Raw genomic sequence first — 20,702 nt, forward strand, 5'->3', positions numbered from 1 at the left:
CCCCCCCCCCCCCCCCCCCCCCCCCCCCCCCCCCCCCCCCCCCCCCCCCCCCCCCCCCCCCCCCCCCCCCCCCCCCCCGACCCACCCACCCCCCGATGTGTGGCGCAGACCTCCCCACCCCACCCGGAACCGATCCGACCGACCCCCGCGTCTAGGGGGACGTGCAGCGTCAAGGCTCCATCGGCGGCAGCGCCGCGATCCGCATCCGTGCGACCGGAAGTGTTCTCCTGGTCGCACACCTGGTGTTCGTAGCCTGGTTCACGCTGCGCCCCCTCGACGTTCCCTGGGTGATGCCCGCCAACCTGCACCCCTTCGCAGGCATCCGCGCCGACCTGCAACTGGGCGCGTCGCAGGCGGCACGCCGCATCGGCGAGGGCCTCGCCCTCCTGGCCCCCCTGGGCGTCCTCCTCCCCCTGGCGCACGGCAGACTCCATCCCTCACCGCTCGCCTCCCTGGTCCGTACGGCCACGGTGGGCGCCCTGCTGTCCCTGGCCATAGAGCTGCTGCAGACCGGCGTACCCGGACAGGTCGTCGACGTCGACTCGGTCCTGCTGAACACCGCGGGCGTCGCACTGGCCCACACAGCGGTGGTCCCGGCGGCCCGCGCCTACCTGCGCCACCGCACCGAGGGCCGCGACCACCGCGCGGAGGCCGGCCAGGGACCGGCCCACGATCCGGCCCGGGATCCGGCTCAGGAACCGCCTCAGGGTAGAACCCCGACGATTCCCAGGGTCGGGATCGCCCCGTAGAGCGACGATTCGCCCCCTTCGTCTCCGTAGCGTGGAAGACAGACGAGGCAGCCATCGGAGGCCGCCTCGGACCGACGCTCACGAAGGAGCCGCAGATGTCCAGCAGCCTCGCCCGCCCCACCCACGGCCGCATGATCGGCGGAGTGTGCGCCGCGCTGGCCCGTCGCTTCGGCACCTCCGCGACGACGATGCGCGTGATCTTCCTGCTGTCCTGCCTGCTGCCGGGCCCGCAGTTCCTGCTCTACATAGCGCTGTGGATCTTCCTGCCCTCCGAGGACAAGGCCCGCACAGCCTGGTAGCACCGCCAGGCCCCCCCCCACGGCGTCTCCGGCCAGGCACGAAAAAGCCGTTGGGCGCACCCGGACAACCCGGATGCACCCAACGGCGCGAACGCACGCCCGGACTCAGCCCAGCGGGATCCCGTTCACCGGCACCCCGTGCGTGGGCAGCCCCTCACCGACCGGCAGCCCCCCGAGCAGGCCGGCGGCCGGCTTGGTCGGACCCTGGGCGAGCGCCTGCTCGGCGGCCGGCTGCACAGCGGTCAGGCCCGCATCGAGCGCCGGCTGGGCCTGCTCCAGCGCCTGACCGGTGCCCGGCACCGCCTGGCCGACTTTCTCCACCGGCAACGTCTTGGTGATGCCGCCCAGCGCCTGGGTGGCGTCCGGAACGGCCGGGGCGGCGTTGGCGGCGCCCGCGCCGGCGGCGGCGAAGGCGGCGCCGAGGGCGGCGACGCCGAGGGTCTTGGCAGCAGACTGCTTCATGATGAATGTCGTCCTCGAATACGGGGAACTGAGCGGTCCACGACCGTAAACACGGAAAGGCGTCCGCCGCAAACATCGAAATGCGGACAGAAAGTGAAGGCCCACCCGCTTCCAGCAGCCAGAATTACCTGCCGTTCACCCTTCCTCGGCCACGGACCTGCTGGTGGAAGCGGTCTGCTGGAACAGCCATTCGGACTTCAACTCCGCATAACCGGGCTTGATCACGTCATTGATCATGGCCAGTCGTTCATCGAAAGGAATGAATGCTGACTTCATAGCATTGACCGAGAACCACTGGAGATCGTCGAGCGTATAACCGAACGCGTCGACAAGGTGCTCGAATTCCCGGCTCATGCTGGTACCGGACATCAACCGGTTGTCGGTGTTGACCGTGGCCCGGAAGTGCAGCCGGCGCAGCAGTCCGATCGGGTGCTCGGCGTAAGAGGCGGCCGCCCCCGTCTGGAGGTTGGAGCTGGGGCACATCTCCAGGGGGATGCGCTTGTCCCGGACGTACGAGGCGAGCCGCCCGAGCTTCACCGTGCCGTCCTCGGCGACCTCGATGTCGTCGATGATCCGCACGCCGTGTCCGAGGCGGTCGGCGCCGCACCACTGCAGGGCCTGCCAGATGGACGGCAGCCCGAAGGCCTCGCCGGCGTGGATGGTGAAGTGGTTGTTCTCGCGCTTGAGGTACTCGAAGGCGTCGAGGTGCCGGGTGGGCGGGTAGCCGGCCTCGGCGCCGGCGATGTCGAAGCCGACGACCCCGAGGTCCCGGTAGCGGTTGGCGAGTTCGGCGATCTCCAAGGCGCGGGCGGCGTGCCGCATGGCGGTGAGGAGAGCGCCCACGCGGATCCGGTGCCCGCCGCCGCGGGCGAGCCGTTCGCCCTGCCGGAAGCCCTCGTTGACGGCCTCGACGACCTGCTCGAGGCTCAGCCCGCCCTCCAGGTGCTGCTCGGGAGCGTAACGGACCTCGGCGTAGACGACACCGTCCTCGGCGAGGTCCTCGGCGCACTCGCGGGCGACCCGCACCAGCGCCTCCCGCGTCTGCATGACGCCGACGGTGTGCGAGAAGGTCTCCAAGTACCGTTCGAGGGATCCGGAGTCGGCGGCCTCCCGGAACCAGACGCCGAGCTTGTCGGGATCGGCCTCGGGGAGGCGGGAGTACCCGGTCTCCCGGGCGAGGTCGACGATCGTGCCGGGGCGCAGCCCGCCGTCGAGGTGGTCGTGCAGCAGAACCTTGGGCGCCCGGCGGATCTGGTCCGAACTCGGGGTGACGCCCGTCTGGATGCTCTGGCTCGTCATCTCCGCACTCTAACTCCTACGCGCGTAGACGGCAGGTGTACAACTCCGCCGATATGTAACGGTGACCGCACGGACGGGTGGAGTACACCGCCCCTTCTGACACTGTTCTGTCATGGGACAGCAAGCGACGCCGGTGCGGACGGCCAGGCTGGGGAAGGCGATCGGCCCGGAGCCGGAGACGGTGAGCGGCGTGGTGCTGCTGCTCCCGGGCGGCGACGAGGTCTCCGAGCGCAGACCGTCGGCCCTGTGGGCGAACGGCCCGGTCCGCGCCCTCGGACGCAAACTCGCGCGCGCGGGACGGCAGGACGGTCTGGCCGTCCACGTCGTGCACTACCGGTACCGCGGCTGGAACGGCAGCCAGGCCCATCTGGCGGCCGACGCCTCCTGGGCCGCCGACGAGGTGGTGCGACGCTACGGAGACGTCCCCGTGTGCCTGGCCGGCGTCGGAATGGGCGGGCGGGCCGCGCTGCACGCGGGCGGTCACGAGGCCGTCAACTCGGTGCTGGCGATCGCCCCGTGGCTGCCGGAGGAGGACGTGGCGGCGCCACCCGAACCGGTGAAGCAGTTGGTGGGCCGGCAGGTGCTGATCGTGCACGGCACGAACGACGAACGCACCGATCCCGAACTGTCGTTCCGGCTGGCGGCGCGGGCGAAGAAGGTCAACCGGGAGGTGTGCCGGTTCGAAGTGCACGCCGACGGTCACGGTCTGCACCAGTACCGGGCGGAAGTCCTGTGTCTGTCCGAGGACTTCGTGCGGGGGGTGATGTTCGGGCAGGGCTTCTCGCGACCCGTGCGGGACGCCTTGGCGGCGCCTCCGCCGCTGGGGTTGAGGATGCCGTTGGCCGCGGGGTTCGGTAAGTCGTTGAGACGGTGACGCCGTCGGGCTGCTGAGGTCGTCGGACTGCCTGTCGTCGTCGAGGCGGTGACGCCGCCGGGTGCTCTCGTCGTCGCGCCGCCTTTCGTCGTCGAGGCGGTGACGCAGCTCAGGCTCTCTGTCGTCGCCGGGCCGCCCGTCGTGGGTGGTTGCCGGGCGCCCACGCGGCGGGGCCGCATGTCGGTACGGCCCGCGCCCTGGGGCGGGTCGGCTGTTCGACGGGCGCCACAGCCCCGGCCCCCGGCGTTCAGGCCAGCAGGTTGCCCCTTCTCGACAGCAGGAACTTCTTGAAGGCCGCCACCGGCGGAGTGTCCGGGTGGCCGTCCAGCCAGGCCACGCCGATCTCCCGTACGGCTCTCGGGGCCGTCACCGTCAGCTCCACCACCCCGGGGCGGGGCACGGCGGGCGGCGGGAGCAGCGCGACTCCCAGTCCCGCCGCCACCAGGCCCCGCAGTGTCTCCGCCTCCTCGCCCTCGAAGGCGACGCGGGGGCGGAAGCCGGCCTCCTGGCAGAGGTCGTCGGTGATACGGCGCAGGCCGTAGCCGGGTTCCAGGGTCACGAAGGCCTCGTCGGCGGCCTCGGCGAGGCGGACGCGCCTGCGGGCGGCGAGGCGGTGGTCCGCGGGGACGACGAGGCGCAGTTTCTGCTCGTCGAGGCGGCGGGCGACGAGGTCGGGTGCATCGGGGACCGGCGAGGTCAGGCAGAGGTCGAGTTCGCCGGCCCGCAGCCGCTCCAGCATGGCCTCGCCGTAGTTCTGGACGAGGCTGAAGCGGACGCGGGGGTGGTCGGCGCGGAAGGCGTGGATCAGGCCGGGGACCGTCTCGGCGCCCATGGTGTGCAGGAAGCCGAAGGCGACCTTGCCGGTGGCCGCGTCGGCGTCGGCGCGCACCTCGTCGGCGGCGCGCTCGATCTCGGCGAGGGCGCGTTCGACGGAGGTGAGGAAGGTGCGTCCGGCGGGGGTGAGGGAGACGGTCCGGCCGCGGCGGGCGAACAGGTCGACTCCCAGGTCCTGCTCGAGGCGGACCAGGGCCCGGGAGAGGGTGGACTGGGGGACCTGCATCTCCTGCGCGGCCCGGGTGACGTGCTCGGTGCGGGCGACGCCGGCGAAGTAGGCGAGCCTCGGGGCGAGCAACATCGCCATGTCGTCTGTGTCACTGGACGGTGACAGGTGACCCTGTGACCTCTGCTGATGCGCCATGGGAACGATTATGGCGATTCCATGCATTGGACGGATGAGCGGGTGCGTCCGTAGGTTCGAGGCATGTCTCCCGCCAGTACCGGGGCGTCCACCACCGTGGGCGCCGTCACGACCGTTCCCTCCTCCCCCGTCTCCGACTCGCGTATGACCCCGGGCGGTCCCGGCTACCGCCGGATGAGCCTCGCCCTCTTCCTGGCCGGCGTGGCGACCTTCGCCCTCCTCTACTCCACCCAGGCGCTGCTGCCGTTGATCTCCGGGGAGTTCGGGGTCGCGGCGAGCGAGGCGAGCTGGACGGTGGCCGCGGCGACCGGCGGGCTGGCGCTGTTCGTCCTGCCGATGAGCGCCCTGTCGGAGCGCTACGGCCGCCGTGCGGTGATGACGGCCTCGCTGGCCGTGGCGGTGACCCTCGGGCTGCTGGTCCCCTTCGCCCCGTCGCTGGGCGCGCTGGTCGTGCTGCGGGGTCTGCAGGGCGCGGCCCTGGCCGGCCTGCCCGCCTCGGCCACCGCCTACCTGGCGGAGGAGGTCCGCCCGAGGGCGCTGGTCACGGCGATCGGTCTGTTCGTGGCGGGCAACAGCGTCGGCGGCATGAGCGGCCGGGTCATCACCGGCTGGGTCGCGCAGGAATGGGGCTGGCGGGTCGCCGTCGGTGTGATCGGCGCGGTCGCCGTGGCATGCGCGGTGGCGTTCCGCCTGCTGCTGCCGGCGCCGAAGCACTTCACGCCGGGTTCGCTGCGCCCCCGCGTCCTGGCCCGCACGGTCCGCGACCACCTCGCCAACCCGCTGCTGTGCCGCCTGTACGCGATCGGCGCGCTGTTCATGACGGTCTTCGGCGGCGTGTACACGGTGATCGGCTACCGGCTGACGGAGGAGCCGTTCTCGCTCCCGCAGGGCATCGTCGGCTCGATCTTCCTGGTGTACCTGGTCGGCACAGTGTCGGCGTCGACGGCGGGCCGGCTGGTCGGCCGGCTGGGCCGGCGCGGGGCGCTCTACCTGGCCGGCGGCACCACCGCGACGGGTCTGCTGCTCTCCCTGGCGGACTCCCTCCCCCTGGTCCTGCTGGGCCTCGTCCTGATCACGTCGGGCTTCTTCGCGGGCCACGCGGTGGCGTCCTCGGCGGTCAGCAAGACGGCGACCACGGGGCGCGCGCAGGCCTCGGCCCTCTACCAGTCCGCGTACTACATCGGCTCCAGCGCGGGCAGCACGGCAGGCGCCGTGGCCTTCCACGCGGGCGGCTGGGCCGGCACGGTCGGGGTGGGCGTCCTGGCGGTGCTCGGCGTCGTGACGATCACGGTGTTCGGTACGCGGGCGGCGCGGATCGCGGCGCGGCGGGAGCCGGTGGCCGCGCACTGACACCGCCGCTACCCCCGGCATCACCCCCTGTTCAGGGCCGGTTGTCAGTTTCTCGGCGGACTCCGTCCTGCTGCGGGCCGGCTTCGGGGACGACGTGGCCGCGCAGCGGCTGCCGGCCGTGCTGAGCGGCGCCGACGAGGTGACGGTGGCCTTCGATCCGGCGTACCTGCTGGACGCGCTGACCTCCTTCGAGGCGCCTGGGCTGCGGCTGGAGCTGCTGGGGACGGGCCGGCGGGCCCTGCTCGCCGCGGCGCACTCGCCGGAGACCCACCGGCACCTCCTCATGTCCGTGAAGCAGCTCGTCTGACCTGCGCCTTCGGCGACTCGGCGGGCCATTGTCAGTGGGCTGCTGTAGCTTCCGAAGTACTGGGCGCACAGGCGCGTGACAGAACGGCCGCAGGGGTGGGTGGACGACGATGACCGACGGTACGGCGACGGTGGAAGACCTCGACGTCAGGCTGGAGAAGCACCGGGTCGAGCTGACGGGGTACTGCTACCGGATGCTCGGCTCCTCCTTCGAGGCCGAGGACGCGGTGCAGGACACGATGGTGCGGGCCTGGAAGAGCTACGACAAGTTCGAGGGCCGTTCCAGCCTGCGCTCATGGCTCTACCGCATCGCGACGAACGTGTGCCTGGACATGCTGACGGCGGGCAACAAGCGCGCCCGCCCCATGGACCTGTCCGAGTCCACCCCGCTGGCCCAGGCGGCCCTCTCCCCCCGCCCCGACAACACCTGGCTGGAGCCGATGCCGGACGCGCGTGTGCTGCCGACCGTCGAGGACCCCGCCGAGGCGGCCGTCGCCAAGGAGTCGGTGCGGCTCGCGTTCATGGCCGCCCTGCAGCGGCTCCCGCCCAAGCAGCGTGCGGTGCTGATCCTGCGCGAGGTGCTGGCGTGGAAGGCGAGCGAGGTCGCCGAGCTGCTGGGCACCTCGGTCGCCTCGGTCAACAGCGCGCTCCAGCGGGCCCGCGCCACCCTCGCCGAGCAGCAGGACAAGGCCGCCGACGCGGCGGTGTCCGACCCCCTGGACGAGGAGCAGCAGAAGCTCCTGGAGCGCTATGTGGCCGCCTTCGAGGGGTACGACATGTCGGCGCTGACGGCGCTGCTCCACGAGGACGCGGTCATGACGATGCCGCCGTTCGACCTGTGGCTGACGGGTCATGCGGACATCGCCGGGTTCATGACCACGGTCGGCTCCGCCTGCGCGGGTTCCCGCCTGCTGCCGGTTCAGGTCAACGGCCTGCCGGGCTTCGCCCAGTACAAGCCGGACCCCGAGGCCGGCGGGTTCACGCCGTGGGCGATCCAGGTCCTGGAGATCTCAGACGGCGGCCTCACCGGGTTCCACTTCTTCCTCGACACCCAGCGCTGGTTCCCCCTCTTCGGCCTCCCCCTCCACCTCGAAGCGGAGCCCCACGAGGTCGAGCAGGGCGCGTAGGGCGGGGTCGGGTCCGCGCAGGCGTACGCGTCCCCCGGCGCGCCGTGCGGCCAGTTGCAGCCGCGCCAGCAGATCGACGGTCATGAGGCCCGGCGGCCCGAGCCGGGCGACATCGCACACCACCACCCCCGCCCGGCTCGCTTCCAGCAAGGCGCGTACGTCGTCGCACAGCCCCGTCACCTGACTCCGGGTGACGGGTCCGTACAGGCCCAGCACGGGCGGTGTCGTCGCATCCACGTGCGGTAGACCGCACCCGCCCGGGTAACTCATCGTCGGACAGCGCCTAACCCTCACAACTGTTTGCCTAGACCATTTAGGCAAACGCATACTCGTCCCCAGTAACCCGACACTGGAGACCCCATGGGACGCGCAGGGCTGACCCCCGAACGCCTCGCCGAGGCCGGAGCCGAACTGGCCGACGAGGTCGGCTTCGACCAGGTGACCGTCACCGCCCTGGCCCGCCGGTTCGACGTCAAGGTCGCGAGCCTGTACTCGCACCTCAGAAGCTCACGGGACCTCAAGACCCGCATCGCCCTGCTCGCGCTCGAGGAGCTGGCCGACCGCGGATCCGCCGCCCTGGCCGGCCGCGCCGGCAAGGACGCCCTGACCGCCCTGGCGAACGTCTACCGCGACTACGCCCGCGAACACCCCGGCCGCTACGCCGCCGCCCGGTTCAGACTCGACCCGGAAGCGGCCGCGGCGAGCGCCGGCGCACGCCACTCCCAGATGACCAGGGCGATCCTGCGCGGCTACGACCTCACCGAGCCCGACCAGACCCATGCCGTCCGCCTCCTGGGCAGCTTCTTCCACGGCTACACCAGCCTCGAACTGGCCGGCGGCTTCAGCCACAGCGCCCCCGACTCCCAGGAGAGCTGGTCGAGCATCCTGAACGCCCTCGACAGCCTCCTGCGCAAATGGCCCGAGACGGGCGCCAGCGGCGGTGCGTCACACCCCGTCGCCTAGCGCCGTACACCGGGGTTCCACGGGGCAGAGGACAGCAGTACGCCCGACCGGCGACGGGCTCGACGCACCACCGCTGCCCCGACCCCGCGGCGCCACCCCAGCCACGACCGCCGACCGGAGGCCGAGCCCATGCATCCCGACGACCACCTGATCACCACCCCCCTCACCGCCGACCTCCTGCGCGGCTGCCTGGAAGTGGAACGCACCGAGCACGGCGTCCTGCCGCACCGCCTGCCCGCCAGGGCCCGTGCCCAGTGCGCCGACGGCCAGCTCGCCATGGCGGAGTCACAGCCCTCCGGGGTCCGCCTGGCGTTCCGCTCCCGCGCCACCACCGTCGAACTGGACACGCTTCCCACGAAACGCGCCTACGTGGGCGCCCCGCCCCGCCCGGACGGCCTCTACGACCTGGTGATCGACGGGCGCCTGACCGGACAGGGCAGCGTGACCGCCGGCCACACCCTCACCATCGACATGACCAAGGGCACCGTCGAGCACCGGCCAGGAACTCCCGGCACCCTCCGCTTCACGGACCTGCCCGAAGGCGGCAAGACCATCGAGATCTGGCTGCCGCACAACGAGACCACCGAACTCGTCGCCCTGCGCGCCGATGCCCCCGTCGAACCGGCACCGGCCGACCCCGCCCGCAGGATCTGGCTGCACCACGGCAGCTCCATCAGCCACGGCTCCGACGCCGCGAGCCCCACCGCCATCTGGCCGGCCCTCGCCGCGTCCCTCGGCGGCGTGGAGCTGATCAACCTGGGCCTGGGCGGCAGCGCCCTGCTCGACCCGTTCACGGCCCGCGTCGTGCGGGACACACCCGCCGATCTGATCAGCGTGAAGATCGGCATCAATCTGGTCAACGCCGATCTGATGCGGCTGCGCGCCTTCGGGCCGGCCGTCCACGGATTCCTGGACACCATCCGCGAGGGCCACCCCACCACACCCCTGCTGGTCGTCTCGCCCATCCTGTGCCCGATGCACGAGGACACGCCCGGGCCCAGCGCGCCGGACGCCGGCGATCTCGGCAGGGGGAAGCTGCGCTTCGTGCCGATGGGCGATCCGGCGGAGGTCGCGGGCGGCAAGCTGACCCTGCGGGTCATCCGGGCCGAGCTGGCCCGGATCGTCGCCCAGCGGGCCGCCGAGGACGCGCATCTGCACTACCTCGACGGGCGGGAGCTGTACGGGGAGGGCGACGTAGGGGAGCTGCCCCTGCCGGATCAGCTCCACCCGGACGCGGCTGCCCATCGGCGGATGGGTGAGCGGTTCGCTGCGCTGGCTTTCGCGGAGGGGGGCGTCTTCGGGTGACGCCGGGGGCGGCCGGTGCGGTCTCCTCGCCCCCGCCGCCCCTTCCCGTCCCGTCCCCGGGGCTGCCGCCCCGCACCCCCGTCGGCCCTGAACGGGCCTCGTCCTCAAGCGCCGGACGGGCTGGTCCGAGGCAGGCACCAGCGCCCGCCTCCGATGTGCCGGGAGCTCAGGCGATGCGCTCCAGGACCACCGGCGACGCCTCGTACGCCGTACCCGGCGCGGCGATGTCGTACGAGCCCTCCACCGCCTCGAGCGCGTACGCGAAGCGCTCCGGGGTGTCGGTGTGCAGGGTCAGCAGCGGCTGGCCCGCGGTCACCGTGTCGCCGGGCTTGGCGTGCAGTTCGACGCCCGCCGCGGCCTGCACCGGGTCCTCCTTGCGGGCGCGGCCGGCGCCCAGGCGCCAGGCGGCGATGCCGATGTCGTAGGCGTCGAGGCGGGTCAGGACCCCCGAGGAGGGGGCGTGCACCTCGTGCTGCTCCTTCGACGTGGGCAGGGGCGCGTCCGGGTCGCCGCCCTGGGCCGCGATCATGCGGCGCCAGACGTCCATCGCGGAGCCGTCGGCGAGGGCCTTCGCCGGGTCGGCGTCCTTCACTCCGGCCGCGTCGAGCATCTCGCGGGCGAGCGCGATCGTCAGCTCGACGACGTCCGAGGGACCGCCGCCGGCCAGGACCTCCACCGACTCGCGGACCTCGAGGGCGTTGCCCGCCGTCAGGCCCAGCGGGGTCGACATGTCGGTCAGCAGGGCGACCGTCCGCACGCCGTGGTCGGTGCCGAGGCCCACCATCGTGGACGCCAGCTCGCGCGCGTCCTCGATGGTCTTCATGAAGGCGCCGGTGCCGACCTTGACGTCCAGGACCAGCGAGCCGGTGCCCTCGGCGATCTTCTTCGACATGATCGAGGAGGCGATGAGCGGGATGGCCTCGACGGTTCCCGTCACGTCGCGCAGGGCGTAGAGCTTCTTGTCGGCGGGGGCGAGGCCGTCGCCCGCCGCGCAGATCACCGCGCCGGTCGTGTCCAGCACGTGCAGCATCTCCTCGTTGGAGAGCAGCGCGCGCCAGCCGGGGATGGACTCCAGCTTGTCGAGGGTGCCGCCGGTGTGGCCGAGGCCTCGGCCCGACAGCTGCGGGACGGCCGCGCCGCAGGCCGCGACCAGGGGGGCCAGCGGGAGGGTGATCTTGTCGCCGACGCCGCCCGTGGAGTGCTTGTCGGCGGTCGGGCGGGACAGGGACGAGAAGTCCATGCGCTCGCCGGAGGCGATCATCGCGGCCGTCCAGCGGGCGATCTCCCTGCGGTTCATGCCGTTGAGCAGGATCGCCATGGCGAGCGAGGACATCTGCTCGTCGGCGACCTCGCCGCGGGTGTACGCGTCGATGACCCAGTCGATCTGCTCGTCGCTGAGCTCACCGCGGTCCCGCTTGGTGCGGATGACGGAGATGGCGTCCATGGCCATGGGGTTCCTTCCGAGGTGCAGAAGACATTCCAGAAGAGGGGATTCCAGAAAGCGCGCGGCCCCTCCGCCCCGGTCAAGCGGGTCGGAGGGGCCGCGCGGGAGTTACCTGAGGTGGTCCGGGCCGAAGGCCTGCGGGAGCATCCGAGCCAGGGGCAGGATTCCCTCCGGCGTCTCCAGCAGCAGCTCCGGGCCGCCGAACTCGTACAGCAGCTGGCGGCAGCGGCCGCACGGGACGAGGATCTCGCCCCGGCCGTCCACGCACGTGAAGTGGGTGAGACGCCCGCCGCCGGTGCGCTGCAGCTCCGAGACCAGCCCGCACTCGGCGCACAGGCCGAGTCCGTAGGAGGCGTTCTCGACGTTGCAGCCGGAGACCGTACGCCCGTCGTCGACGAGGGCCGCGACCCCGACCGGGTAGCCCGAGTAGGGGGCGTACGCGTGGGCCATGGCCTCGCGGGCCGCCTCGCGCAGCTTGTCCCAGTCGACCGCGGGGTCGGCCGCGGCCGGGGTCACTTGCCTTGTCCCTTCCGGTACGGCAGACCGTCCGCCTTGGGCATGCGCAGGCGTTGGGCCGACAGGGAGAGCACCAGCAGGGTGACGATGTACGGGGCGGCGGAGACGACCTGACGCGGGACCTCGTCCACGCTGGCGTACCAGACGAACATCAGGGCCGAGACCAGCACGGTGACGACGGCGCTGACGTACTTCTTCTTCCAGGCCAGGTAGGCCGCGCCGAACACCAGCAGGATCGCCAGCAGCAGGATCAGCGCGTGGACGTTGGTGGTGCCGCCGCGCAGGTTGAGGCTGTCGGTGTAGCCGAACAGGCCCGCGCCGAGGGCGAGGCCGCCCGGCCTCCAGTTGCCGAAGATCATCGCGGCGAGGCCGATGTAGCCACGGCCCGCGGTCTGGCCGTCCAGGTACACGTTGGACGCGACGATCGAGAGGAAGGCGCCGCCGAGGCCGGCGAAGCCACCCGAGATGATCACGGCCATGTACTTGTACTTGTAGACGTTCACACCGAGGGACTCGGCCGCGACCGGGTTCTCACCGCAGGAGCGCAGGCGCAGGCCGAACGCGGTGCGCCACAGCACGTACCAGGTGGCCGGGACGAGGGCGATCGCGATGACGGTGAGCGGCGAGAGGTTGGTGACCAGGCCGCCGATCAGGCCGGCGAGGTCGGAGACCAGGAACCAGTGCTTGTCGTTGAGGGTCTCCAGCCAACTGGACAGGCCGGGGATGTCGAAGGTGCCGAGCGAGTCGATCGGCGGGGACTGCTTGGAGGAGCCCTGCGGGGCGTCCTCGAAGGTGAACTTCGACAGGTAGCGGGTGGTGCCCAGCGCCAGGATGTTCAGGGCCACACCGGAGACGATGTGGTTGACGTTGAAGGTCACGGTGGCGATGGCGTGCAGGACGGCGCCGAGCGCGCCGCCGATGATGCCGAAGACGACACCGGTCCACGGGCCCCACTGGTAGCCGGCCCAGGCGCCGAACCAGGTGCCGAGGATCATCATGCCCTCGAGGCCGATGTTGACGACGCCCGCGCGCTCGGCCCACAGACCGCCGAGGCCGGCCAGGCCGATCGGGACGGCCAGGCGCAGGGCGGTGGACATCTGTCCGGTCGAGGTGATGCCGTCCGCGCCGCTGATCAGGCGGACGACCGAGGTGAGGACCAGCACGCCCGCGATGACCAGCAGGAGTACCGGGAGAGACATGCGGCGGCCGCCCTTGCCGGGCTGCTTCGCCTGCGGCTTGGCGATGGTCGCGGTGGACATCAGGCCGCCACCTCCTTCTTGGCGTTGTTGTTGGCGGCCTGGGCGGCGAGCTCGGCGCCGACCCGCTTCTGCTGGCGGCGCAGACCCCACTGGCGCACGAACTCGTAGGAGATGACGACCGCGAAGACGATCAGGCCCTGCATGATCGTCGCGATCTCCTTCTCGTACGCCACCGGGGTGGCGTAGTCGAGGGCCGGGGAGGTCTTCTCCAGGAAGGCCCACAGCAGGGCGGCGAGGGCGATGCCGCCCGGGTTGTTGCGGCCGAGCAGGGCGATGCCGATGGCGGTGAAGCCGAGGCCGGCGGGGAAGCTGAGGCTGTAGGTGTGGGCGTCGCCGAGCAGCAGCGGCAGGCCGGAGAGGCCGGCGACCGCGCCGGAGATCAGCATCGCGGTGAGGACCATGCGCTTGGCGTTGACGCCGGAGGCGGCGGCGGCCGTCTCCGACTCGCCGGTGGCGCGCAGGTCGAAGCCGAAGCGGGTGCGGTTGAGGACGATCCAGTAGCCGATGCCGAGCGCGACGGCGAGGAAGACCAGGCCGTAGATCTCGCCGACGTCCTCGCCCAGGTCGATGCCGGGCACCCAGCCGGATTCCTTCATCTCGCCGGTCGTGACGTTGTCGCCGACCAGGACGCCGAAGTTGTCGCGGAGGGTGAGGTAGCCGATGAGGCTGGTGGCGATCGCGTTGAGCATGATCGTCGCGACGACCTCGCTGACGCCCCGGGTGACCTTCAGGATGCCCGCGATGCCCGCCCAGAACGCGCCGGTGAGCGCGCCGACCAGCAGCAGCAGCGGGACCTGGAGGAAGGACGGGAGCGCCACGTGCGCGCCGACCACCGCGACCATCATCGCGGCGAGGCGGTACTGGCCGTCGACGCCGATGTTGAACAGGTTCATGCGGAAGCCGAGGGCGACCGCGAGGGCGGCGATGTAGTACAGCGAGGCCTGGTTGATGATCAGGACCTGGACGTCGGAGTAGGGGATCTGCTCCAGCATCAGGCCGTACGGCTCGAACGGGTTCTTGCCGGAGGCGATCAGCACGACCGAGGTCAGCAGGATCGCCGCGACGAGCGCGATGACCGGGCCGGCCACCGCGAGGAGCAGGCGCTCCTTGTCGAACTTCTTCATCGGGCCTCGTCCTCCGGGGCGGCTTCTTCTTCGACGTGCTCGAGGTGCCCGGACGCGGCGCCGGTCATGGCTGAACCGAGCTCCTCGGGGGTGATGGTCGCGGGGTCGGCGTCGGCGACCAGCCTGCCGTCGTAGATCACCCGGAGGGTGTCCGACAGGCCGATGAGCTCGTCCAGGTCGGCGGAGATCAGCAGCACGGCCAGGCCCTCGCGGCGGGCCTCGCGGATGCGGTCCCAGATCTGCGCCTGAGCGCCGACGTCCACACCGCGGGTGGGGTGGGCGGCGATCAGGAACTTCGGGTCGTGGCTCATCTCGCGGCCGACGATCAGCTTCTGCTGGTTGCCGCCGGAGAGGGAGGCGGCGGTGACGTCGATGCCGGGGGTGCGGACGTCGTACTCCTCGACGATCCGGCGGGTGTCGGCCTGGGCGCCCTTCGGGTTGAGCCAGAAGCCCTTGGCGTTGGGGACCTCGGTGACGTGGCCGAGGATGCGGTTCTCCCAGAGGGGGGCCTCCAGGAGCAGGCCCTGGCGGTGGCGGTCCTCGGGGATGTAGCCGACGCCGGACTCGCGGCGCTTGCGGGTGGGCCAGGGGGTGATGTCCTCGCCGAGGAAGGCGATGGTGCCGGAGTCGGCGTGCTTGGTGCCGATCAGCGCGTCGATCAGCTCGGTCTGGCCGTTGCCCTCGACACCGGCGATGCCCATGACCTCGCCGGCGTGGATGGTGAAGCTGACGTCGTCGAGGACGCGCTTGACCTCGCCGGCGCCCGCGAACTCGGTGAGCCCCTCGGCTGCGGGCTCGTCCTCCCACCCGAGGGAGGCGCCGCCGCTGGCGTAGACGGTGAGGCCCTTGACCTGGATGACGGGACGGTCGGTGACCGTGGACTCCGCGGTCTCCGGGGTGGGCAGTTCGCTGCCGACCATCATCTCGGCGAGCTGGCGCGGGGTGGTCTCGGAGGGGACCGCCGTGCCGACGGTGGTGCCGCGCCGGATGACGGTGATGTCGTCGGCGACGGACAGCACCTCACCCAGCTTGTGGGAGATGAAGATGACGGACAGGCCCTCGGACTTCAGCTCGCGCAGGTTGTCGAAGAGCGCGTCGACCTCCTGCGGGACGAGCACGGCGGTCGGCTCGTCGAGGATGAGGGTCCGGGCGCCCCGGTAGAGGACCTTGAGGATCTCCACGCGCTGACGGTCGGCGACTCCGAGGTCCTCGATCAGGGCGTCGGGGCGCACGCCGAGGCCGTAGCGCTCGGAGATCTCCCTGATCTTCTTGCGGGCGCCGCCGCCGATGCCGTAGAGCTTCTCGCTGCCGAGGACCACGTTCTCCAGGACGGTCAGGTTGTCCGCGAGCATGAAGTGCTGGTGGACCATGCCGATGCCGCGTGCGATGGCGTCGGCGGGACTGGAGAAGCTCACCTGCTCGCCGTCGACCGCGATGGTGCCCTCGTCCGGCCTCTGCATGCCGTAGAGGATCTTCATCAGGGTCGACTTGCCGGCGCCGTTCTCGCCGACGAGGGCGTGCACGGTGCCCTTGCGGACGGTCAGGTGGATGTCGTGGTTGGCGACGACACCGGGGAATCGCTTGGTGATGCCCGCGAGCTCTACCGCGACTGTCGACTGGGCGGTGAGCGGAGGGCTGCTGGACGCGTCGATGGCGCACTCTCCTCGGGAAAGGGGCCGCTCTACGCGCGTAGCGCCCCTGCTTTAAATAGTGCCCGGACATGATCGATCGTGATTGAACCGTCGATCCGTTCCGAGCATTCTGCCGCGCGAACGGGGCGCGGGGAGGTCATCCTTCCCGTGCCCCGTTCCGAGGTCGTAACGCTGTCATCACAGCGCTCTTTTGGCCATGCCTTCGACAGGTCCCGGCAGGCCTACGACACTCCGGTCAGGAGGTCTTCACCTTGATGGTGCCGTTCTTGATGCCTTCCGCGGCCTTGTTGACCGCGTCCTGGATCTCCTTGTTGCCGGCGAAGGCCGGGTTGGAGTTCGACAGGCTCACGCCACCGTTGGAGAGGCTGCCGCGGATGACACCCGACTGCGGCTTGCCCTCCTCGACGGACTTGGCCAGCTCGAAGACCGCGCCCTCGACGTTCTTCATGGCGGAGGTCAGGATCGAGGCCTTGTACGCCTTCAGCGCGTCCTGCTTGTACTGGTCGGAGTCGACACCGATCGCCCAGATCTTGTTGGCGCTGGCGGCCTTGATGACGCCCTGGCCGGACAGACCGGCGGCGGCGTAGACGACGTCCGCACCGGCGTCGATCTGACCCTCGGCGGCGCTCTCGCCCTTGTCCGGGCTGGAGAAGCCACCCTCGGCGGCGGTCTCGGTCAGGTACTGCTCCTTGACCGTGACGCCCTTCTTGGTGTCCTCGACGCCCTGCTTGAAGCCGGCGCCGAACTTGTGGATCAGGGGGACGTCCACACCGCCGATGAAGCCCACCACGTTGGACTTGGTGGCCTTGGCGGCGGCGACGCCGGCCAGGTAGGAGGCCTGCTCCTCGGAGAAGACGAGGTCGGCGACGTTGTCGGCCTTGGTCTGCTCGTCGTCGACGATGCCGAAGGTGGTCTTCGGGAACTTGGCCGCGGCCTCCTTGACGGCCGGCGCGTAGGCGAAGCCGACGCCGATCACCGGGTTGTAGCCCTGCTTGGCGAGGCTCTCCAGGCGCTGCACCTTGTCCGCGTCGGACTCGCCGTCCTGCGGCTCGACCGCGGTGGACTTGAAGCCGAACTCCTTGTCGGCCTTCTCCATGCCCGCGGTGGCGGCGTCGTTGAAGGACTGGTCGCCCTTGCCGCCGATGTCGTACGCGAGCGCGAGGCCCAGGTTCTTGTCCTCGCCGGCGGACGAGGAGGACGACTTGGACGAGCTTCCGCAAGCGGAAACGGTGACGGCAAGGGCTGCGGTCGCAACACCCGCAACCGCGATACGGGACACCCGGCGCATGGAACGAGACTCCTTTGTGCAAGCGCCCATACCAGGCGCTGGTTCCGCCGCAGCGTAACGCGCGTAGACCTGACGGAAAAACCCTTCTGTCCGGTCCGTTATCGAGCTGTGGCCGCAGTCGCCTTCCAGAGTACGGACAGCAAAGCGCCCCTCGCGGATGGCAAGGGGCGCTGGGCTGGGAGGACGCCGGAAAGGCCGTGGAGAGACCCGGCCGGGGCCTGTGAGGGGCGTTACTTGGTGTTGACCTTCACCTTGCCGTCGATGATGTCCTGCTTGGCCGCGTTCACGGCGGCGACGACGTCGGCCATGGCCTTGTACTTGGGGTTGGAGTCGGCGAAGCCGACGCCGTCGTTGGAGAGGCTGCCGCGCACCACACCGGACAGGGGCTTGCCCTCGTAAACGGACTTCGCCAGGTCGTAGACCGCGCCGCCGACGTTCTTCAGCGCGGAGCCGAGGATGTAGTCCTTGTACGCGGCCAGCGAGCTCTGGCTGTACTGGTCGGAGTCGACGCCGATGGCCCACACCTTCTTGGCGGCGGCCTCCGAGATCACGCCCTGTCCGGAGAGGCCGGCCGCGTGGTAGATGACGTCTGCGCCGGCGTCGATCTGTCCGCTCGCCCCCGCCTTGCCCTTGTCGGGGCTGGAGAAGCCGCCCTCCTGGGGGGTCTCCGTCAGGTACTGCGACTCGATCTTGATGGTCGGGTTGACCGACTTGGCGCCCTGGACGTAACCGGCCTCGAACTTGTGGATCAGCGGGATGTCCACGCCGCCGATGAAGCCGATGTAACCCTTCTTGGAGGCCTTGGCGGCGGCGACGCCGGCCAGGTAGGAGGCCTGCTCCTCGTGGAAGACCATGTCGGCGACGTTCTTCGCCTGGACGGTCTCGTCGTCGATGATCCCGAAGGTGGTGTCCGGGAACTTCGCGGCGACCTCCTTGACGGCGCCCGCGTAGATGTAGCCGACGCCGATCACCGGGTTGTAGCCGGCCTGGGCGAGCTGCGTCAGGCGCTGGACCTTGTCCGCGTCCGACTCGCCGTCCTGCGGCTCGACGTCCCGGCCGCCCATCTTGAATTCCTTGTCGGCCTTCTGGAAGCCGGCGTAGGCGGCGTCGTTGAACGACTGGTCGCCCCTGCCGCCGATGTCGTACGCGAGACCGATGCCCTTGCCGGAGTACTTGCCGGACTCCTTGCCACCGCTCTTCGAGCCGGTGCTGGACTCGCCGCAGCCGGCGGCCGCGAGCGCGACGACCGCGACGGTCACCGCCGCCTGGGAAAGTCTGGTCCTCCGAGATATCAGACGCACAGCTGCAACCCTTCATCCCCACGGCGCCGTCGACCGGCCCGCATGTCCCCAATGGTGCACCTCCGGCACGGCTCCCCCAACAAGCCGGTCCGGCTGGCGATTTCGGCGCACAGTAACGCGCGTAGAAGGGGAGGGGAACGGGGTTTCTCCGGGCCGTTATCGATTCGTGCCGACCGGGCGTGACAACCGGGGGGCGGCGGTTACGGGCGGGTGACGTGGAGGGACGAAGGGGGCCTTATGGGCTGCCCTTCGTCCGGTGGGGTCGGGGGTGGTGCGGGGTGGTGCTGGCGGGTGACGTGGGGGTGGTTCTTGGAGGGTTGTGCGTGGGGGCGGTGGTGCATGGGGGGTGGCGCGTGGGGGGATGGTGCGTGGGGGGTGCGTGGGGGGTGGTTGGTGCGGGCGCTCGGCGCGGTGGTGCCGGGTGGTCGGCGGTGCGGGGCGCGGGGTGGTCGGTGGTGCGGGGTACGGGGCTCGGGGTGGTCGGTGGTGTGGTGGTTACGCCGCTCGTGTTGCCGCGTCCAGCAGTGCTGCGGCGGTGAACAGTTCCACACCGACCTTGATCGCGCGCTCGTCGGCGTCGAAGTCGCCCTGGTGCAGGTCCCTCACCGTGCGCTCGCCGGGCGTGCGGACGCCCAGGCGGGCCATGGCGCCGGGCACGCGCTCCAGGTACCAGGAGAAGTCCTCGCCGCCGAGGCTCTGCACGGTGCCCTCGACGGAGTCCTCCCCGCCGCGGGCGACCATCGCCTCCCGGAGCAGGTCGGTGACCTCGGCGTCGTTGACGACCGGCGGGACGCCGCGGACGTAGTTGATCTCCGACTTGGCGCGGTGCAGGTTGGCGACCTCGTCGATCGCGGCGACGACCAGGTCGGGTGCCTGCCGCCAGGCGTCGATGTCCAGGCAGCGGACCGTGCCCGACAGCTCGGCGTGCTGCGGGATGACGTTCGGGGCGTGGCCGCAGTCGATCCGTCCCCAGGTCACCGCGAGTCCGGCGCGGGTGTCGACCCGGCGGCCGACGAGCGCGGGCACGTCGGTGACGACCCGGGCGGCGGCGGTGACCAGGTCCGTGGTCAGGTGAGGGCGGGCCGTGTGGCCGCCGGGCCCGTCGAGAGCGATCTCCAGGCGGTCGCAGGCGGAGGTGATGGCGCCCGCCCGCAGACCGATCAGGCCGGCGTCGACGCGGGGGTCGCAGTGCACGGCGATGATCCGGCCGACGTTGTCCAGCGCGCCGTCCTCGATGGCGTCCGCGGCACCGCCCGGCAGCACCTCCTCGGCGGGCTGGAAGATCAGCCGGACCGGGCGCGGGAGCAGGCCCTCGCGGTGCAGGTCGGCGAGGACGAGGCCGGCGCCGAGGACGACGGTGGTGTGCACGTCGTGGCCGCAGGCGTGGGCGCGGTCGGGCACCGTGGAGCGGTAGGCGCAGTCGGCCTTCGTGTCCGGGATGGGCAGCGCGTCGATGTCGGCGCGCATCGCGAGGACGGGGACGCCGTCCGCCCAGTCGCCGATGTCACAGATGAGTCCGGTCCCGCCGGAGAGTACGCGCGGCTTCAATCCCGCCTGTTCCAGGCGCTCCTTGATCGCTGCGGTCGTACGGAACTCCTGGTTGCCCAGCTCGGGGTGCATGTGCAGGTCGCGGCGGAAGGCGACGAGCTCGGCGCGCAGGGACTCCGGAAGAGTGCCGGGGAGCACGGCATCCCCGGCGGTATCGGCCTCGGACTCTCGGGACATCAGTTGCTTCACCCTCTGAAGGGTAGGACGCCGAGGCGGTCAACTGACCCGATCAACAAAAGTTCAACCCATTCGGGGAAGAAAAGTTGGCCGCGCGGCGCATGGCTGTCGTTCGGGATGGGTAAACTCGGCCGGCTTCGCCCGAGTGGATCATGAAATCCTTCCCATCCCACTTTTTCCTCCCTCCACGGATACCACGACGCAGGGGAAACACGCCGACCCGTCCACTTACCGGAAGGCCTGTCCGGGAGCCGGGCGGGCGCGGTGGGGCCGTGACGAGGGGCGCGGCGGCCTGGCTTCGGGTGGTTCGGCCGTTGGGGGGATGGGTGGGTGTTTGCGGGTGCCTGCGGCGGCCTGCGGCGGCTCGCGGGGGGCGCCTGCGGGGGGTGGGTGGGTCGGGGGGGGGGGGGGGGGGGGGGGGGGGGGGGGGGGGGGGGGGGGGGGGGGGGGGGGGGGGGGGG

The 20,702-nt window shown here is 71.2% G+C and carries 19 protein-coding genes and 1 pseudogene; 8 read left to right on the forward strand and 12 right to left on the reverse strand.

The genetic code is table 11. The features are described 5' to 3' along the window. Nucleotides 1-161: 161 nt before the first annotated feature. Both ACIHAR_RS38755 and ACIHAR_RS38760 read left to right on the forward strand, forming a co-directional pair. Nucleotides 162-749: a VanZ family protein gene (locus ACIHAR_RS38755; RefSeq protein WP_365470618.1), complete on the forward strand. Its 588-nt coding sequence runs from the start codon at nucleotides 162-164 to the stop codon at nucleotides 747-749. 95 nt (nucleotides 750-844) lie between these two features. Then, entirely contained in the window at nucleotides 845-1,048 is a 204-nt protein-coding gene (locus ACIHAR_RS38760; RefSeq protein WP_365470621.1) for a PspC domain-containing protein, read from the forward strand. A 105-nt stretch (nucleotides 1,049-1,153) separates the two neighbouring features. On the opposite strand, the gene ACIHAR_RS38765 is transcribed toward ACIHAR_RS38760, so the two are convergent. Together ACIHAR_RS38765 and ACIHAR_RS38770 are read right to left on the reverse strand one after the other, a co-directional pair. Continuing rightward, entirely contained in the window at nucleotides 1,154-1,510 is a 357-nt protein-coding gene (locus ACIHAR_RS38765) for an ATP-binding protein (protein ID WP_365470624.1), read from the reverse strand. 135 nt (nucleotides 1,511-1,645) lie between these two features. Then, nucleotides 1,646-2,809 carry an adenosine deaminase gene (locus ACIHAR_RS38770; RefSeq protein ID WP_365470627.1) on the reverse strand — a complete coding sequence of 388 codons (1,164 nt, stop codon included), beginning with the start codon at nucleotides 2,807-2,809 and terminating at the stop codon, nucleotides 1,646-1,648. A gap of 112 nt (nucleotides 2,810-2,921) precedes the next feature. Between ACIHAR_RS38770 and ACIHAR_RS38775 the strand changes: the two genes are divergently transcribed. Beyond that, nucleotides 2,922-3,683, forward strand: coding sequence for an alpha/beta hydrolase (locus ACIHAR_RS38775; RefSeq protein WP_400023942.1), 762 nt, complete (start codon nucleotides 2,922-2,924; stop codon nucleotides 3,681-3,683). Between the two features lie 247 nt (nucleotides 3,684-3,930). Here the strand turns inward: ACIHAR_RS38775 and ACIHAR_RS38780 are convergent, their stop codons facing one another. Further along, a complete protein-coding gene (locus ACIHAR_RS38780) occupies nucleotides 3,931-4,881 on the reverse strand; it encodes a LysR substrate-binding domain-containing protein (protein WP_365470633.1) in 951 nt (316 codons plus the stop codon). Between the two features lie 63 nt (nucleotides 4,882-4,944). Between ACIHAR_RS38780 and ACIHAR_RS38785 the strand changes: the two genes are divergently transcribed. The 3 genes and pseudogenes from ACIHAR_RS38785 to ACIHAR_RS38795 all read left to right on the forward strand — a co-directional run bounded on the left by ACIHAR_RS38785 (nucleotide 4,945) and on the right by ACIHAR_RS38795 (nucleotide 7,664). Further along, nucleotides 4,945-6,231: an MFS transporter gene (locus tag ACIHAR_RS38785; RefSeq protein ID WP_365470636.1), complete on the forward strand. Its 1,287-nt coding sequence runs from the start codon at nucleotides 4,945-4,947 to the stop codon at nucleotides 6,229-6,231. A gap of 43 nt (nucleotides 6,232-6,274) precedes the next feature. Then, nucleotides 6,275-6,538 (forward strand): annotated as a pseudogene (locus tag ACIHAR_RS38790) (DNA polymerase III subunit beta); the annotation flags it as partial. A gap of 109 nt (nucleotides 6,539-6,647) precedes the next feature. Next, entirely contained in the window at nucleotides 6,648-7,664 is a 1,017-nt protein-coding gene (locus tag ACIHAR_RS38795; RefSeq protein ID WP_400023943.1) for a sigma-70 family RNA polymerase sigma factor, read from the forward strand. Here ACIHAR_RS38795 and ACIHAR_RS38800 read toward each other — a convergent pair. Beyond that, nucleotides 7,548-7,934 (reverse strand): STAS domain-containing protein, encoded by a 387-nt coding sequence (locus tag ACIHAR_RS38800; protein WP_365470645.1) that lies wholly within the window; start codon nucleotides 7,932-7,934, stop codon nucleotides 7,548-7,550. The genes ACIHAR_RS38795 and ACIHAR_RS38800 overlap by 117 nt on opposite strands. A 90-nt stretch (nucleotides 7,935-8,024) precedes the next feature. Here ACIHAR_RS38800 and ACIHAR_RS38805 point away from each other — a divergent pair, with 90 nt between their 5' ends. Together ACIHAR_RS38805 and ACIHAR_RS38810 are read left to right on the forward strand one after the other, a co-directional pair. Continuing rightward, nucleotides 8,025-8,627: a TetR/AcrR family transcriptional regulator gene (locus tag ACIHAR_RS38805; RefSeq protein ID WP_400023946.1), complete on the forward strand. Its 603-nt coding sequence runs from the start codon at nucleotides 8,025-8,027 to the stop codon at nucleotides 8,625-8,627. Nucleotides 8,628-8,756: 129 nt separating this feature from the next. Next, nucleotides 8,757-9,932 carry a GDSL-type esterase/lipase family protein gene (locus ACIHAR_RS38810; RefSeq protein ID WP_400023947.1) on the forward strand — a complete coding sequence of 392 codons (1,176 nt, stop codon included), beginning with the start codon at nucleotides 8,757-8,759 and terminating at the stop codon, nucleotides 9,930-9,932. 166 nt (nucleotides 9,933-10,098) lie between these two features. Here the strand turns inward: ACIHAR_RS38810 and ACIHAR_RS38815 are convergent, their stop codons facing one another. From ACIHAR_RS38815 to ACIHAR_RS38850, 8 genes are all read right to left on the reverse strand, one after another. Further along, entirely contained in the window at nucleotides 10,099-11,382 is a 1,284-nt protein-coding gene (locus ACIHAR_RS38815) for a thymidine phosphorylase (protein ID WP_400023949.1), read from the reverse strand. A 102-nt stretch (nucleotides 11,383-11,484) separates the two neighbouring features. Beyond that, on the reverse strand, nucleotides 11,485-11,892 hold the full coding sequence (locus tag ACIHAR_RS38820) for a cytidine deaminase (protein WP_365470656.1): 408 nt from the start codon (nucleotides 11,890-11,892) through the stop codon (nucleotides 11,485-11,487). Next, on the reverse strand, nucleotides 11,889-13,151 hold the full coding sequence (locus tag ACIHAR_RS38825; protein ID WP_365470659.1) for an ABC transporter permease: 1,263 nt from the start codon (nucleotides 13,149-13,151) through the stop codon (nucleotides 11,889-11,891). The genes ACIHAR_RS38820 and ACIHAR_RS38825 overlap by 4 nt, the downstream gene beginning before the upstream one ends. Continuing rightward, a complete protein-coding gene (locus ACIHAR_RS38830) occupies nucleotides 13,151-14,275 on the reverse strand; it encodes an ABC transporter permease (RefSeq protein ID WP_365470662.1) in 1,125 nt (374 codons plus the stop codon). The genes ACIHAR_RS38825 and ACIHAR_RS38830 overlap by 1 nt, the downstream gene beginning before the upstream one ends. Continuing rightward, nucleotides 14,272-15,927: an ABC transporter ATP-binding protein gene (locus tag ACIHAR_RS38835; RefSeq protein WP_365470685.1), complete on the reverse strand. Its 1,656-nt coding sequence runs from the start codon at nucleotides 15,925-15,927 to the stop codon at nucleotides 14,272-14,274. Before ACIHAR_RS38835 ends, ACIHAR_RS38830 begins: the two co-directional genes overlap by 4 nt. Before the next feature lie 235 nt (nucleotides 15,928-16,162). Continuing rightward, complete coding sequence (locus ACIHAR_RS38840) at nucleotides 16,163-17,215, reverse strand: BMP family protein (RefSeq protein ID WP_400023951.1); 1,053 nt, start codon at nucleotides 17,213-17,215, stop codon at nucleotides 16,163-16,165. Nucleotides 17,216-17,445: 230 nt separating this feature from the next. Then, the gene (locus tag ACIHAR_RS38845; protein ID WP_400023953.1) at nucleotides 17,446-18,474 is read right to left on the reverse strand and encodes a BMP family protein; all 1,029 of its coding nucleotides are present in this window, start codon (nucleotides 18,472-18,474) and stop codon (nucleotides 17,446-17,448) included. Nucleotides 18,475-19,011: 537 nt separating this feature from the next. Next, nucleotides 19,012-20,241 (reverse strand): amidohydrolase, encoded by a 1,230-nt coding sequence (locus ACIHAR_RS38850; RefSeq protein WP_365470670.1) that lies wholly within the window; start codon nucleotides 20,239-20,241, stop codon nucleotides 19,012-19,014. Nucleotides 20,242-20,702 lie beyond the last annotated feature (461 nt).

The sequence above is a fragment of the Streptomyces sp. NPDC052016 genome, from assembly GCF_044548445.1.
Lineage (GTDB): Bacteria > Actinomycetota > Actinomycetes > Streptomycetales > Streptomycetaceae > Streptomyces.

Excerpts from the sequence above, each read along its gene's own strand:
- ACIHAR_RS38760 (WP_365470621.1), top strand. The coding sequence starts at position 845 with ATGTCCAGCAGCCTCGCCCGCCCCACCCACGGCCGCATGATCGGCGGA.
- ACIHAR_RS38765 (WP_365470624.1), bottom strand. The coding sequence starts at position 1,510 with ATGAAGCAGTCTGCTGCCAAGACCCTCGGCGTCGCCGCCCTCGGCGCC.
- ACIHAR_RS38770 (WP_365470627.1), bottom strand. The coding sequence starts at position 2,809 with ATGACGAGCCAGAGCATCCAGACGGGCGTCACCCCGAGTTCGGACCAG.
- ACIHAR_RS38775 (WP_400023942.1), top strand. The coding sequence starts at position 2,922 with ATGGGACAGCAAGCGACGCCGGTGCGGACGGCCAGGCTGGGGAAGGCG.
- ACIHAR_RS38780 (WP_365470633.1), bottom strand. The coding sequence starts at position 4,881 with ATGGCGCATCAGCAGAGGTCACAGGGTCACCTGTCACCGTCCAGTGAC.
- ACIHAR_RS38785 (WP_365470636.1), top strand. The coding sequence starts at position 4,945 with ATGTCTCCCGCCAGTACCGGGGCGTCCACCACCGTGGGCGCCGTCACG.
- ACIHAR_RS38795 (WP_400023943.1), top strand. The coding sequence starts at position 6,648 with ATGACCGACGGTACGGCGACGGTGGAAGACCTCGACGTCAGGCTGGAG.
- ACIHAR_RS38800 (WP_365470645.1), bottom strand. The coding sequence starts at position 7,934 with ATGAGTTACCCGGGCGGGTGCGGTCTACCGCACGTGGATGCGACGACA.
- ACIHAR_RS38805 (WP_400023946.1), top strand. The coding sequence starts at position 8,025 with ATGGGACGCGCAGGGCTGACCCCCGAACGCCTCGCCGAGGCCGGAGCC.
- ACIHAR_RS38810 (WP_400023947.1), top strand. The coding sequence starts at position 8,757 with ATGCATCCCGACGACCACCTGATCACCACCCCCCTCACCGCCGACCTC.
- ACIHAR_RS38815 (WP_400023949.1), bottom strand. The coding sequence starts at position 11,382 with ATGGCCATGGACGCCATCTCCGTCATCCGCACCAAGCGGGACCGCGGT.
- ACIHAR_RS38825 (WP_365470659.1), bottom strand. The coding sequence starts at position 13,151 with ATGTCCACCGCGACCATCGCCAAGCCGCAGGCGAAGCAGCCCGGCAAG.
- ACIHAR_RS38830 (WP_365470662.1), bottom strand. The coding sequence starts at position 14,275 with ATGAAGAAGTTCGACAAGGAGCGCCTGCTCCTCGCGGTGGCCGGCCCG.
- ACIHAR_RS38840 (WP_400023951.1), bottom strand. The coding sequence starts at position 17,215 with ATGCGCCGGGTGTCCCGTATCGCGGTTGCGGGTGTTGCGACCGCAGCC.
- ACIHAR_RS38850 (WP_365470670.1), bottom strand. The coding sequence starts at position 20,241 with ATGTCCCGAGAGTCCGAGGCCGATACCGCCGGGGATGCCGTGCTCCCC.